Source organism: Citrobacter sp. Cpo061 (assembly GCF_030332845.1).
Taxonomy (GTDB): Bacteria; Pseudomonadota; Gammaproteobacteria; order Enterobacterales; family Enterobacteriaceae; genus Citrobacter; species Citrobacter portucalensis.
This window is the reverse complement of record NZ_JAOWHB010000050.1, coordinates 349,082-364,876: the sequence shown is the minus strand read 5'-3', so window position 1 is coordinate 364,876 and position 15,795 is coordinate 349,082. Positions and strand designations below refer to the sequence as shown.

The following is a 15,795-nucleotide window of genomic DNA, read 5'->3' as shown; positions in this document are numbered from 1 at the left end:
TTCCGCATCGCACGGAAGGAAACCCTATTCCCAAAAATCGATTACCGGGTAGCACATCCGCGTGCCAACCATAGCCAACAACTCAATGTATTAACACATGCATAACAGGAATGTAGACGAGGGTTATATATGAACAAAGTTTACAGCATTATTTGGAACGCGGCGCTCGGTATCTGGGTGGTCGTTTCTGAATTAACCAAAGGAAAGAAAAAAAGCAGCTCGCGCAAAACTGTTGCGGTATTAGCAGCGGGTGCATTAAGCGCTGCTTCAATGCAGGTTTCCGCTGATCCGATTATCGATATCGGTGATCACAATATTTTCACCGACTACCAGGCAGGTATTTCCGTTGGGGATTATGCGGGTATCCACGACTACGGATTCTTATATAAAGATATCACTGCTGGTCAGGCGCTCAATATCAGCGGTGCGATCCCAACGATCAGTCCGGGTCAAAGTGGCGTTGTTGAATCAACGACCATCAGAGAGCTGCTGCAAACAAACAAAATCACTCTTAAGGCCACCAGCCCTGACCAGAGCGTAAAAACGATTACTAATGCTGAAGAGCTGGCGGAATACCTGACGTACAACCGGTCGTCGACGCCTTCACAGAGCACAGAATTCTCTATTAACGACCCGGCATTTCCTGGTGAGCCAGCATCAATTAAAGTCTTTGATACCCAGGAGTTAAGTAGCTTTCTTACCGAATCACAGATCGGCGATTCGGTATTAAACACCTACGATCCAACGTTGTCTAAAATCTATAAACAATTTGGCATCGCGCTGGCGACAAATGGCTCCATAGCCAATCTGGATATTGGCAACGACACGCTCAATGTCCGTGACAAAGCCAATACTATCGAGTTGCTGGCTAAAGACTCCTCCTTGCTGGAGGCTCAGGACGCAGGTAGCCAGGTTAACTGGCAATCCGATAACTATATAAAATTTAACGCCGCCCCAGTTATCCCTGAAAAAACGTTCGCCGGTTCAGCACAAACCTCCGTGTTTGGCGATGATGTAACACTCATGTCCTACGGCTATGATGCAGACGGTAAAGTAGTCGAAACGGGTACGCGCACATTTAACATTACCAGCACGCAGGAGCTGGCCGATTTTAACGACTGGCTGTTGGGTAAAAGCAGCGACGCAGCAGAAAACCCTGAAGGGCAAAAGGTCAGTCAACTGCAGTTGTGGCTGGATGTTGAAAACGGTGATATCACAACCGTCACCGCCGCGCAGACAAAATACGCGGAGCTGATTGATGGCTTGATCAACTCCAGCAAGTCTTCAGACGTGCTTACCTGGGATTACGACGTCTGGACCGACGGCTTGTCGCATAGCAATAACGCGACCGCTGGCCGCGGTGAGCTGCATGCTATTTACGCCAACGGTGCAGGCACCTCCGGCACCCTGAACAAAGATGCGATTATTGCCGTTGACGGCAGTATTAACGGTGTCATGAAATCCCTTAATGGCGGGGTTATCACTAACCTTGGCGAGCTGAACGCATTACGCACGTCTACCGGGCAGAGTCTGGCGATTGGCATGCTGGCAAAAGACGCAACGGCAACCAACAACGGGATCATCAACTCCGGGCTGTTTATCGACAAAGACGGCAATCAAAACGTCAACAGCTATGGCGCATTTGGCATGCAGGGGCAAGGCGCCAGCCAGATAGCAAACAACGGCACCATTAACCAGGCGATCACCACCGATAACTTTGGTACCGCGTCGGCAGCCGATCCCTGGAGTAAGGATGAGCCAGATTCTTCGCTGACGCTGGCTATTGGCATGCAACTGTCTGACGAATCGCAAGGCGTCAACAACGGCGATATCAACGTCGTGGACGGGCGCAAAAACGGTGCATCCTTTGCCAAAGGCACGGCTTATGGCGTAGAAGTCGCCGGGAATGCCACTTTCACTAACGCTCAGGATGCCTCAATTTATCTTGGTCGCGACGCAAGCGATCCGTCTAAAGATGTCACGATGGCTGGCGGCTCTAGTCTGAGCGCCGGGATCATGACCAAAAGTGCCAAAGAGGTGATTAACAACGGTCTGATCACGCTGGGAACCGGGATACGCAACGCCGCGGGAATTCTGGTCGGGAATGCCACGGGCAACGTTCTCAATACCGGCAATATCGTGATCAATGGAGGTTCTGACGGGGGCAGCAGTAAAAACTACGGCATCTCCGTACGCGACAGCGGCGCGGAAAATAATCAGGAAATCCGCAACGACGGCAAGATTAACGTAAATGGCACCAACAACGTGGGGATCCACGTTAGCGCCAATAACAAAAATGCCGAAGTCACCACCAGCGCTGCGGGCTCTATCGTGGTGGACGGAGAAGGCGGCGTCGGTAACCGTAACTACGCTATTTGGGCTGAAGGTGGCAGCAGCGGCCAGGCAGTGGTCAACGTTTACTCCAACATTACGCTGGATAAAGCCGGTAACATCGGTGTGCATGTACGTGATAACGCCATCGCTAACGTTGACAGTCTGAGTAGCCCGACATTTAACAGCACCGATCAGATTGGTTATTACCTGTTTGGTAAAGGCGCTACCGCCAACATTGGTCAGGCGGTGATGAATGACAATGGTCAGGATCGCACCACCATTTTCCGTATCGCCAATGGCGCATTGCTGGCCGGGAATACCACGCCGCCGAATGGTCAGGCTGGCTCCAACCTTGATCTTACCCTCAGCGGTAAGAATTCCGTGGGCGTTCTCGCCACCGGCGCTGGCAGTAGCGTAGATACCGGTGAAGCTACGTTTACCGTTAAGGGTAGCGACTCAGCGGCGCTGGTTATCGAAGGCGGCGCGAAAGGAACTATTAGCGATAAAACGACCATCAATTTAACCGGCGAAAGAACCGTTGCCGGGGTTGTGGATGGTCAGGCTCACCAGTTGAATGGTGACACGCAGGGTAATCCTACTAGCACCACCCTCACCTCCAACGCGAAGATTACCTCTGAAGCTAGCGGCAATGAGGTTATCGCCTATGTGGCGAGGAATCAGGGCAACCTGATCCTGGATACCAACTCGATTATTGATCTGGCCAGCGTCGACAGCATCGGCGTTGATGTTCAACAAGGCGGGAGCTTAACCAATAACTCCTCCAGCGACCTGCATGTCAGCAACGGCATCGGTGTTAGGGCTTCAGGTGCCAGCGCACAGATCAATACACTGGGCAAAGTTCAGGTTGATGATGGTACTGCCGGGGTTCTGCTCACCCAAGGAGCCAGCCTGCTGATTAACGGTATTTCTGGCGACAGTATTACTACCGATGGCACCGCTGACGGTATTCGTCTGGCCGAAGGCGCTGGCGCTCTGTCCGCGCAAAATGTGGAGATCAGTGCAAAGGGTGACGGTGCTGGCATTCAAAACGATGCTAACAATAACAATATCCTGTTACGAAACGTCACCATAAACTCCAACGATGGCGCAGGCATCCGCACCAGCGTGGCGTTGACCATGACCGATAAAGACAGCGCTGGAAATATCCTCAACGTCAACGGGAAAGGTACCGGCTTTGCCTTTGAAAAACGCGATGGCAGCTCGGTATCGGGCGATCTGACCATCGGCAAAGGCTACACCATTGAGGTGCTGAACAGCGAAGGCAGCGGTATCCGCGCTAATACCAACGGTAATGTCACCACCAATGCCGACATTAACGTGCATAACGACGCAGGCGGTTCGGCGATCATCGCGAAAAACGTCAGCGCCTTGACCAACAGCGGCAAGATTATCTCTGCCAGCACCACCTCACCGGTTATTGACGCCAGCGGCGACAGCAGTAAAACCATTACCAACACGGGAACCCTGCAGGCCATCAACGACACGGCCGTGGCCATTCAGTCCGGCAAAGGCAATGACACCATTGATATCAGCGGCGGTGTAACCAGCGGCGTAATCAATACCGGCGAAGGTGCGGACATCTTTAACTGGCGTAGTGGCTCCTATGCGGGTGAAGTGAATTTCGCCGGTACTGGCGGTAACAATAAAGCCAACATCGGCAATGTGACGCTGGATAAAACACGCCACATCACTACTGAAGCAGGTAGCGGCAACGCCCTCACCTTCACCGATACAAAAGGTGCGAAGATTGGTACGCTGGCTAGCGACAACCTGACCACTGGCACCAACATCGGCACCGGCTGGGATTCGCTGACCATCAGCGGCTCAAACGCAGATGTCCGGGTCGTAGAAAACCTGACGCTGGCAAGCAAAACCATTGCCGTAAACAATGGCGCAACCCTGAGCACCGGCGACCACGTCGAGCCGACCAGTACTGCCGCAAGCATTGGCGATTACAATGTTACGACCCAGGGCACAGGCAGCCGGGTTATCTTCGATACCCAGGGTGATGCTTCAGCGGCGCAAATTTATCGCGGTATCATCAGCGGTGACGGGAAGTTCGAACGTGCGGCGGGCGGTACCACGATCTTCACCGCTAACAATACCTACACCGGCTCTACCACTATCGCTCAAACCGGTACGCTGCAGTTGGGTGACGGCGGAAATACAGGCGAAGTCAGCGCCGTGTCGAATATTCTCGATGACGGCGTACTCATCGTTAATCGAGCTGATAAAGTTTGGCTCAACGGCGTGATCTCCGGTATTGGCGCACTGCAGCAAATCGGCGGCGGCATTACTCGTCTGAACGGCAATAACACCTATACCGGCGACACCACCGTTACCAACGGCACGCTGCTGGTGAATGGCGATCAAAGCGCGGCGCGCGGTGCCACCACCGTTAGCGGCACGTCCACACTTGGCGGTAATGGCACTATCGGCGGCAACGTGCTGATGAACGATGCCACGACCCTCAGTGCCGGTGACGGTGGTGCGGGTACGTTATCCATTAACGGTAATCTGCAGCTTGGTAGCAAAACGACTTCCGCTTTCGAACTGGGTCAGGCCTATACGCCAGGCGGCGCGCTAAACGATCTGATTAACGTCGCGGGCGATCTGCAACTGGACGGGACTCTGGATGTCACCACTTCACAGGGCGGTAACTTCGGACCGGGCGTGTACCGTATCTATAACTACGGCGGCACGCTGGATAACCAGACGCTGGAATTAGGCGCAATACCGGACAGTCAGGATAAGAGCAATATTTTTGTCCAGACCTCCATCGACAAACAGGTCAACCTGGTGAACGCCAACGGCGTTACCCTGCAGTTCTGGGACGGCGCAACCGTCAATCAGAGCCACGGCGCGTCGGGTATTGAAGGCGACAGCAAAATTGACGGTGGCGATGGCAAATGGATGGCAATCGGCAGCCAGGGTGATAACAACTGGACCACCGCAACCGGTGAAGGTAACGCCCCTTGGGCACAAAAGTCCTTCGCCGTCTTCACCACCAAAGGCGGTACAGTTACCGTGGACAACGCCGCGGGAGAAGTTAACTTCTCCGGGGCACAGTTTGATGCCGATGGCTATATCGTTAAAGGCGATGCGCTTAACGCGTATGCCACCACTGAAAACGCGACCCACGCAGGCCAGACGCCGGGAACAGGCGAACTGCTGCTGCGCGTTGGCGCCGGTGGCGCGGGGCAAAACTATACCGCGACCATTGAGTCTGTTATCCGCGAAGCCAGTACTGCTGACAAGCTGACGCTGGTGAAAACCGACCTTGGCCGTCTGATCCTCAGCGGCGATAACGAGTATCGCGGCGGCACGCGCATTGATGGCGGCACGTTGCAGATCTCCTCCGACAGCAATCTCGGCCAGAGCGGAACTGACCTGGCAATCAATAACGGTTCAACGCTGCAACTGGGCGCGGACCTGACCAGCAATCGCACCATCGAGCTGGGAGCGAATGAGAACGCAGCGGTGTTCGATCTCAATTCGCACCACTTCACGCCAACCGGTGAGATTACTGGCGACGGTAAACTGAAAGTCACCAGCAGCTCTAGCGATGCGGGCAGCACCTTGTCGCTCGACCGCGCAAACAGCTACAAAGGCGACACAGAAATTGCCGGTACCGGAAACACCAACAATGTGACGGTCAACGTCAGCAAAACCGGAGCCTTTGGCAGTAACGAAAGCAGCACCGTGAACGTCAATAAGGGCGCGACGCTCAATGTCAGCGGGACAGATACCAGCCTGAAATCCCTGACTATGAACATCGCCGACAGCCTGTTAACGCTGGCAGATAACGTCACCGCAGCGAGCGCAATGCTGAACCTGACGGGCACGGCGAAAGCGGTGTTAACCAACAACGCCACCGCGGGCAACGCGACGGTTAACGTGTCAAAAGACAGTACTCTGGCGCTGGAAGAAGACGCCAGCGGCGGTAATGCCACCGTGAACAACAGCGGACTGATGACCTTTGCTGACCAGGCGATGGCAGAAAATACCGTCGTTAAAAACCTGGCGGGCGGTAAGGTCGATATCAGCGCAGTCGACAGCGCAACATCGATCGGCTCGTTGTCCGGCGCAGGTAATGTCGAATTGGGCAATAAAGAGCTGTCACTGGGTAATCTGCATCTTGATGACACCATCAGCGGCATTATCAGCGGCAACGACGGTAGCCTGGTGAAAATCGGTGACGGTACGTTAACGCTGACCGGCGACAATACTTACACCGGCACCACGGACGTCAATGAAGGCGTGCTGCTGGTCAACGGTAATCAGTCTGCGGCTACCGGCCAGGTGACAGTGAAATCCGGGGCAACGCTCGGCGGTAACGGGATTATTGGCGGCGCGGTTGATGTGCTGGACGACGCTCATATTACCGCAGGTGCGGCCATCAACAGCGTGGGTAAACTGACTACCGGTTCGCTGACGCTCAGTGATAACGCACAGTTGGATTATCAGTTTGGTCAGGCTTACACCCCGGGCGGTGCTTTCAACGACTTGATTGACGTAAACGGCGATCTGACGCTCGATGGTAAGCTCAACATTGAAACCTCACCGGGCGGCAGCTTTGATGTCGGCGTCTATCGCGTCATCAACTACACCGGCACATTGACCAACAATGTGATGGATATTGCTAACGCGCCGGAAGCGGCTGACAGCCTGTACGTGCAGACATCGGTGAAAAATCAGGTCAACCTGGTCAACCACGCAGGACTAACGCTGCGCTTCTGGGACGGCACCGGCGGTGAGAATGGCGAGCTGAAAAACAACGGCGTCATCAACGGCGGCGACGGTATCTGGCAATCCAGCCAGGGTAACGACAACTGGACTACCGATGAATCAACGCCGGAAGGCGCGCTGAACGCACCGTTTACCGATGCCGCGTTTGCCGTCTTCCAGGGTGAAGCAGGCAACGTGACCGTCGATAACAGCAAAGGCAACGTCATCATCAGCGGCGCGCAGTTCGCCACCGATGGTTATCGCGTGGGTGGCGAAGCCATTACCACCGATACGGCCAACACCCTGATTCGCGTTGGCGATGGCACAGTAGACGGCGCCAACTACACCGCGACTATCGACAGCGTTATCCGCGGTACCGGCGGCCTGAATAAAGGCGATCTCGGTACCCTCATCCTCACGGGCGACAACACCTACAGCGGCGGAACGACCATCACCTCCGGGACGCTGCAGGTAGCGGGCGATACCAACCTGGGTGCGGCAGATACGGGAATTACCTTTAATGGCGGTACGCTGAAGTATGGCGAAGCGTTTGATACTGCCCGTCAGGTGACGCTGGAATCCGGCGGCGGGACATTCGACACCAACGGACATGACGTTTCTCTGCTGACTGAAGTCGAAGGTAACGGTCAACTGACCAAAACCGGTAAAGGCTCCCTCACCCTGACGCTGGATAACACCTACACCGGTGGCACCACCATCGAACAAGGCGTTTTACAGCTGGGTAACGGCGGTGATATCGGCAGCATTCAGGGGGATGTCGTTGATAACGGCGTACTCAACGTCAATCGTGGCGATACCCTGGCGCTGACCGGCAATATCAGTGGTAAAGGCCAGTTGCATCAGACCGGTAGCGGCATTACCGAGCTGCAAGGCGAAAACAGCTACAGCGGCGCGACGTTGATCGCCAACGGCGTGTTGCAAGCGGGTAATGCCAACACCCTGAGTAGCGCATCGCACCACTATGTGGTCGCAGACACCACGTTGAACACTCAGGGTTACAACCAAACGGTAGCGGGCCTGAGCAACGGTGGCGATGTCTCGCTCATCGGTCAGCAGACTGGCACAACCTTAACCGTCAAAGGGGATTACACCGGCGAAAAAGGGACTATCAACATGGCGGCTATCCAGAATGGTAGCGGCTCAGGCATTGCCGACCGTCTGATTATCGATGGCGGTAAAGCCAGCGGTAGCACGCTGCTGGATGTCGATGGTTCTGGTCTCGGCGCGCCGACCATTGGGGATGGTATCGAAGTGGTGACAGCGCTCAATGGCGCAACCACCACCGCACAAACGTCGCGGGATGCCTTCCATCTTGCCGCCGATCGTATGGCTGCAGGTGCGTTTGAGTACCAACTGCATGCGGGTAATGCTCAGGGCCAGGGTGAAAACTGGTATCTGAGAAGTGAATACCGTCCAGAAACCATGCTGTATTCCGGCCTCGCCAGCGTCGTACGTCAGGGTGATATTAGCCTGTTGGGTAACATGCACCAACGTATGGGTGACGAGGTTAAACCGGGCATTGATGAAGACAATCGCGCATGGGCAAGAATGATTGGCTACTCCGGTAAAACCAAACTGGATGACGCGGCCGGTACGCAAACCAGCTCCCATACCATGGGCATTCAGGTCGGCGTTGATATGTATGCTAACGAAAGCTGGAAAGCCGGGATGTATACCAGCATCCTTGATATCGACAGCAACGTGAAAGGCACGAAGACAGGCAGCGATGGCAAAGGCGGTAATATCGACGACAACGCATTTTACGTCGGCGGCTATGCTACCTGGTTCTCGGGTGACGGTATGTATGTTGATAACGTCCTGCAGTACGGTAACCATAAATCCCGCCTGGAGGCGACCGGTAACAACGGCTCGTATACGGTCAGAGGCAACACGCTGACGGTGTCGACAGAGGTAGGTAAATCGTTCCGTTTAGGTGCCAGCGCATGGAGTCTGGAACCTCAGGCTCAGTTGATCTACCAGTACAGCGACTTTGATAACAGCACGCTGGATGGTGTGACCCCAACGAAAGTGAAAATGGATACTGCGGATTCCTTTACCGCGCGTCTGGGCGTGCGTCTGGTCGCTGACTATGACACCAACCATGGCAAATTCCAGCCGTACGGCAGGGTAAACGTCTGGCAGGGTCTGGGTTCAAAAGACAAAACGCACTTCACCAATGCGGTAGCCACCACCACGCTGGAATCTTCACAGCAGTACTCCAGCACTGAAGTTGCAGCCGGCCTGTCATGGTCCATCGACAGAAACCTGCAGGTCTACGGTGAGCTGGGTACGCAATTCAGCAACGGCGGCAGTAAGTCGCAGGTAGAAGCGCCGGTCAATGCCTCTATCGGCTTTAAGAAATCGTTCTAAGCTGACATAAACTCACCAGCCCCCTGTTCTGCAGGGGGCTTTTTTTTGCCGTTCAAAGCCGCCTGATGCGCTACGCTTATCAGGCCTACAGACTTAACAGCAACGCGGAACAACCAAGGGGTTGGGAAACGTGAAAAGGAGGGATTAACGATTATATTGTGCTAAGAGTGAAGGGATCTCTTCTGCCAGCACCGGGGGAGAAATGAAAAAGCCTTGAATTTTGTCACAACCAATCTGCATCAACCGCTCCAGCTGGGACTGGGTTTCCACCCCTTCGGCAAGAACTTCAATGCCAAAATTATGCGCCAGTGAAATAATACCCTCAACAATCTTCGTTGATCGGGTGTCGGGCTCAATACCGGTGACAAATTCCTTATCAATTTTTAAAGTGTCAAAAGGATATTTCAACAGGTAATTAAGATTAGCATGGCCGGTTCCAAAATCATCAAGTGCAAGCTTGACCCCTATCGCCTTTAATTCCGTCATATTTTTAGCCGCAATCTGGCTGTCACACAGCGGTGACGTTTCCGTGACCTCTATTTGGCATCGATGGACCGGCAGTCCGGAAGTGGCAAGATTTTGTCTGACGCGTTGGGGTAGCAGAGGATCGCAGAATTCAAGCGCGGAAATATTGACGGATAATACAATGGGGTCAGGCCAGGAAGTTGCAACATCCCACGGAGAGTGAGTAACCATATCTTCAATGGAAATAATATTGCCGCTATCTTCCAGTAAGGTAATAAAAACATCGGGAGAGATCATACCCATCTGAGGACTATTCCAACGCATTAATGCTTCAAATCCGCTTATACGCTGGGCATGCAAATTGAAAATAGGCTGATAAACCATATAAAGTTGACTGGTATTCAAAGCCTTTTCAAGCGCAGTTAGCACCTCATTGGAATTAAACATTCCCCTCTCCCTCTACAAATCATAAAATTAAAAACCAGTCAAAATCACTCCCAAATTGTATCTACTATTAGGTGTATTACATCAGAAAAGAATGGTCAGGTTAGGGTAAAAAAGACATACGATGGGTAAATCTGACAATTAACTTATTTAAATCAGAGGTATTGGTCAGGCCAAGTTTGGCGACGACTCTCATCTTATGTGCCTGAATCGTTTTATAGTTCAGGCTAACTAACTCAGAAATTTCTTTGGCTGTATAACCACTTACCAGTAAGTTCAGGATCTGCTGTTCTCTTTCGGTTAATCTCTTCTGCGAACGATACAGTCGGGGGTTCCATTTCCCGACTGATAATTTCGCCAATTGACCAAAATCACGCAGTGAAGATTTTTCAGTCAAAACTATTGTTTTTTCGACATATAATAACTCTACGCATAATTTCGCCACCAAACTATCAGCAACAATCACCACGACGTTATTATAAAATTTGAATCGGTTTTTATTCAAAAACTGAACAATGTCTGAACACGCTTGTTCATTATCAATGATATTAAAAACCATGGTTTGATGCTGGCATAATGATGACTGATGCAACATATCCTCAAACTGGAATGTTTGTATCGGTACATGTTTGCTGGTCAGGTAGGCAAACATACCATTGCCCACAAAATTATCACTGCCACACATCAACATCCTGTTCACCGTTCCTTATAAGCTTCTAATCTTGTTACTCATTAAAAATTTAATAATGATTTTCTCGACTTCAGTCTCTTCACGACGATTTTTAAAGTCGAACTCACATGAGATCTGATGACAGGAATACAACTGGTTATCCTCATCAAATTCATTGATCGGGACGACATCGATCACTTTTAAGTCCAGTTGTAAACTGCCAAATGTATCGAAATCCAGAGATGCATTTTTAATCACCGCATCTTTATAAAGAAAACGGGCGTTTACATCTTTAACGATTAACGCACAACCACCCTGCGAGATATTTTTAATCTTGAGAGAGTAGTTTTCTCCGTTTTTGTAACGACCAAAACAGAAAAAGTCATAACCCTTCAGGAATGAAAAACGCTGATTTTGTCTCTGCTGGGCAAAGAAAATCATATCCGGGATGAAGTAGGATAATCCTGCTTCCGCACCTGCTGACGAGGTTTGTTCGAACCTGGCACTAAATTTTACAATCCCGCTTTCACTGTGCAGGATAAAGTATTGGACCTTTTCAGGAACAATGTCTCCGTGTCCGGAGATGACAAACCGTTCGAAATCAATCTTCTCTAACTGCGTGATAACGCTACTGTCTCCACACAGGATTTCCAGTTTCGTTTTCTTATGAAGCTCTTCACGAAGGATAGCGATGATTTCAAACTTGTCTTCCTTTGCAAAGCCAAAGCTCATTCTAAAACCCTTATTTCCATATTTAAGATATGTCCCGCCTTTGGTTACTCACAAAACGCGAGATCAGCATCCACCCCTGGTGCTTAATTACCATAGTGGATTCCATGTCAAACAGTTGGTTAAAAATTAAGTTTTTAACTATCTTTAGTCAGTTATTGATACGTAAAAACATTTAATCAGGATTAATTCTAGCTCAAGCCAGGCCTAAAACCACGCGAACTTGCGTACTGGCTATAACAAAAGCGAATAACAAAATTTTTAAAATGAGGTTTTGAGATAACAAATAGCAAGAATTGTACAGAAAAAAAATAAAGCTATCATGATGGAGGGGCTAAGCAACATGCGGGTTGGCGTGCTATCGCGGGGGGATAAGAGAAGATGTTTACTGCACTCTATCATTAACTAAAAATATAGCCCTGACTCGTTATGCTTCTAAATTGAATAATTGCAATTTATATATGCTTAATAAATTTACCTTAAGTCAGAAAAAAAGCCAGCATCCTGCTGGCCCGGTAAGTACCGAATCGAACTATAGTGGCTTGCTATCTTACAGAGGGCACAACGTTAAAAATTCAATACCGCTGCTTAATTATTGATCGGGATGAATCTGCGATAATCATCACTGCTCCCGCCAACATTAACGTATCTTTTAACACCAACCGCCCGGCGCCTGACAAGTACGGAAATCCGTGGTGTAAATCGCCCAGAGGCATTACCCATGCTTCTGGTGTGGTTATTAAAAATGATAAGGTAACAATTGGTGTGGCAAATGCCAGAACGCCGCCAACTAATCCCAACCAACGGCTAACAGGATTAGCCAGCACCAGCAAAGCGATAAGAACTTCGACTACGCCCAGGCCATTTGAGAACGTATACGTGTTATTCGCTGTCTGCCATTCACGAGCCAGCGGTTTGAATTCACCTTCGTGGGTTAAATGTTGTTTGTATTCTTCTGGATGCTCATAAAAAAATGACATTACCGGACTATTGGCGACAAACGGCGTAATGCTGTCGGCTTCGTAAGGTACAAATTTTAATAAACCAATCCAGATAAAAACAATCGCGATACTCAGGCGAATCAAGGTTAATCCAACTCTATCGCCTTTGCCCAATATACGAAGATACTTTTCCATCCCGGTTCTCCTCACTTGTACAAAATTGCCGTTGCGTGAGTGCTGCTATCAATGCGCATTGAGGTAATTTTCCAGGAAGTCGCATTCTTTTCCTGCGCCAGTTTCGCAATGGCATCTTCTACCACGGAAGGAGAGCCAGACACGGCTGATACGCTAACGTGGGCAACCTCGGTTTGCGCTAACGCGGAAAATGTCACCGGAGCAGTCAGTAACGCAGTCATTAGTAACGTAGTTTTAAGCATGTTCATTTCTATTTCCATTAACGAGTTATTTCAGTGGGAATATAATAAAACATGTCACTTTATTTTATTTCATCCGTAACGCCAGAATAACTGTCAATTAGTATCAGGAATATAAAAAACAAATAAAAAAAAGCCCCACACGGGTGGGGCAAATATGCAGACTACGCTATTATCATTTTATGAGAGAAAAGAGATCGTTTAATGATTCACTCATACTTGGATGGGTAAATATCTGGTCACGCAATGTGGTATAAGGTAACCCCGCATCCATAACCGTCTTGATGATATTAATCATTTCATGAGAATCCACGCACAGCAGCGACACGCCTAATATTTGTTTCGTTTCGCTATCCACCACCGCTTTAAGAACACCACGCGTATCATTCATCACCCGCGCTCGCGGGATAGCCGCTACCGGCAACGTCACGACTTGCACCGCCGCACCGCTGGCGCGAGCCTGTTCTTCAGTCATTCCGACGCGGGAAAGCGGCGGCGTCATAAAGACGGAATACGGTACGTTTTGGCGATCGCCCGTGTTACGTAACCCCTCGCCTAGCAGGTTGTCACGCACAATACGGAAGTCATCCAGTGAGATATAGGTAAATTGTAATCCACCAGTGACATCGCCCATTGCCCAAATGTTATCTGCCGATGTACGCAAATATTTATTCACAACAATGGCACCACGATCGTTTACATCCACACCCGCTTTCTGCAATTGCAGGTTTTCTGTCGCCGGTTTGCGACCTGATGCTACCAACAGCGCATCCACCGTCTGGGCACCCTCCGGCATGTGCAGCTGTACTGCACCATCATGAGAGGAGACCGACTGCACGTTGGCATTGAGGATCAGCTCGACGCCTTTGTCGCGTAAAATGTTGGCGATAGCGTCAGCAATATCCCGGTCCTCACGAGGCAAAAACTGCGGAGCTGCTTCATAAATAGTGACTTTGCTACCAAAGTTGGCAAACATCGATGCGAATTCAACGCCGATATACCCACCGCCCAAAATGCCCAGACGCTCTGGACGTTGCGTCAAATTCAACAGCCCGGTGCTGTCAAATACGCCAGGTGTCGTGGTTAATCCCTCAACGTTTGGAATCGTTGACTGGGCGCCAGTATTAATAAAGATTTTCTCGCCGCTCAGCTCAATCTCGCCTGTTGACTGCACGACTCGCACAGTATGGTTATCAACGAATTCAGCACGACCTTCAATCACATCCACGTTTTCCAGATCGGCAAGATTATGGAAATTTTTATCGCGCAGAAAACTGACAACAGAGGCCTTGCGTTGCATTGCTTCGGCAAAGTCATGCTGAAGCTCAGCATCATGTACCAGGGTTTTGGTTGGGATACAGCCGATGTTGATGCATGTCCCGCCATACATGGTGTTTGACTGTTCAATAATCGCTACCCGCCAACCCGTTTTGGCCAGTGTTGCCGCCAGCGTTTTACCCGCTTTGCCAAATCCAATAATAATCGCCTGATACTGATTCATGCTGTCTCTCCGCCAAGTCACTGTTCGTTTGATGAACTGAAATATAGCTCTAACTCTGCCGAAACAATGTATCCACAACTCGCAGATAACTGTCAGATCGTCTAAATTATCCTTAAAGATGACTAACATTTCGAGAATGAATTATTACACTAACACTTTGAAGGTATTAATATAATAATGAAATAAAGAGATAATATCGTTTCAATAAACGACAACAAAAAATGTTCAGGAGTCTCCATGGATGCCCTTAGCCGATTACTGATGCTTAACGACCCACAAGGCTCAATTGACCAAAACTGCCTACTGAGCAGGGACTGGCAACTGCCTCACGCAGCAGGTGAATTGTCCATTATCCGCTGGCATACGGTCACACAAGGGGCAGCCCAACTGGACATGCCCGATGGGACATCTTTTACTCTGCGGCCCGGTACTATCGTGATCCTGCCGCAAAACTCCGCACATCGGCTCTGCCAGTCTGGCGATGAACAAACACACATTGTTTGTGGCAGCCTTCGATTGCACGCTTCCTCACGCTATTTTTTAACTGCGTTACCGGAAGTATTGGTTCTGGCACCTGATGAAAATAGCCCTGTCAGCCATTGGCTCAAGGCCATGATTGCGTTGATGCAACAGGAATCCATGAGTACTCTGCCAGGTTCCAGTGTAGTCTGCAGTCAACAATGCGCCACACTGTTCGCCTTAGCCGTTCGCGAATGGTTAACCAAGGCGACCCCAGTTCAAAACGTGTTGAATCTACTGCTTCATCCCAAACTAGGGGCTGTCGTCTTCATGATGCTGGAGTCACCGGCGTTTGCCTGGACCGTCGAAGAACTGGCGAAACGTGCGCATATGTCGCGGGCCAGCTTCGCGCAGCTATTTCGTGAAGTCTCAAACTCCACGCCGCTCGCAGTATTAACCACTTTACGCCTGCAATTCGCTGCCCAGATGCTGTCTCGCGGGTCGCAGCCATTGGTTGTGGTGGCCGAGTCGGTAGGCTACGCCAGCGAATCGTCATTCCATAAAGTCTTTTTACGGGAATTTGGCTGCACGCCGGGTGAGTACCGCAAACGCGTGAAGGCACTGGAGGTATAACGCGGCGCCTGCTTCGGCAACAAATCCGAATGCAGGCGCGCGCTT

General features: G+C 50.6%; 8 protein-coding genes. 2 read left to right on the top strand and 6 right to left on the bottom strand.

Annotated features, from left to right (window positions below; translation table 11 throughout):
• The first annotated feature begins 129 nt into the window (after positions 1 to 129).
• Positions 130 to 9,474 carry an autotransporter outer membrane beta-barrel domain-containing protein gene (locus OGX97_RS16595; RefSeq protein ID WP_279850416.1) on the top strand — a complete coding sequence of 3,115 codons (9,345 nt, stop codon included), beginning with the start codon at positions 130 to 132 and terminating at the stop codon, positions 9,472 to 9,474.
• A gap of 144 nt (positions 9,475 to 9,618) precedes the next feature.
• Here the strand turns inward: OGX97_RS16595 and OGX97_RS16590 are convergent, their stop codons facing one another.
• From OGX97_RS16590 to rclA, 6 genes are all read right to left on the bottom strand, one after another.
• On the bottom strand, positions 9,619 to 10,386 hold the full coding sequence (locus tag OGX97_RS16590) for a putative bifunctional diguanylate cyclase/phosphodiesterase (protein ID WP_003831149.1): 768 nt from the start codon (positions 10,384 to 10,386) through the stop codon (positions 9,619 to 9,621).
• Between the two features lie 100 nt (positions 10,387 to 10,486).
• Entirely contained in the window at positions 10,487 to 11,068 is a 582-nt protein-coding gene (locus tag OGX97_RS16585) for a helix-turn-helix transcriptional regulator (protein ID WP_003831148.1), read from the bottom strand.
• A 21-nt stretch (positions 11,069 to 11,089) separates the two neighbouring features.
• On the bottom strand, positions 11,090 to 11,785 hold the full coding sequence (locus OGX97_RS16580; RefSeq protein ID WP_279850415.1) for a flagellar brake protein: 696 nt from the start codon (positions 11,783 to 11,785) through the stop codon (positions 11,090 to 11,092).
• Positions 11,786 to 12,357: 572 nt separating this feature from the next.
• Complete coding sequence (gene rclC, locus OGX97_RS16575) at positions 12,358 to 12,918, bottom strand: reactive chlorine resistance membrane protein RclC (protein WP_235124830.1); 561 nt, start codon at positions 12,916 to 12,918, stop codon at positions 12,358 to 12,360.
• Between the two features lie 11 nt (positions 12,919 to 12,929).
• Complete coding sequence (rclB, locus tag OGX97_RS16570; protein ID WP_048216347.1) at positions 12,930 to 13,160, bottom strand: reactive chlorine resistance periplasmic protein RclB; 231 nt, start codon at positions 13,158 to 13,160, stop codon at positions 12,930 to 12,932.
• Between the two features lie 172 nt (positions 13,161 to 13,332).
• Positions 13,333 to 14,658 carry a reactive chlorine resistance oxidoreductase RclA gene (gene rclA / locus OGX97_RS16565; protein WP_137377131.1) on the bottom strand — a complete coding sequence of 442 codons (1,326 nt, stop codon included), beginning with the start codon at positions 14,656 to 14,658 and terminating at the stop codon, positions 13,333 to 13,335.
• Positions 14,659 to 14,895: 237 nt separating this feature from the next.
• On the opposite strand from rclA, the gene rclR reads away from it, so the two are divergent.
• Positions 14,896 to 15,750 carry a reactive chlorine-specific transcriptional regulator RclR gene (gene rclR / locus OGX97_RS16560; protein WP_048214745.1) on the top strand — a complete coding sequence of 285 codons (855 nt, stop codon included), beginning with the start codon at positions 14,896 to 14,898 and terminating at the stop codon, positions 15,748 to 15,750.
• Positions 15,751 to 15,795 lie beyond the last annotated feature (45 nt).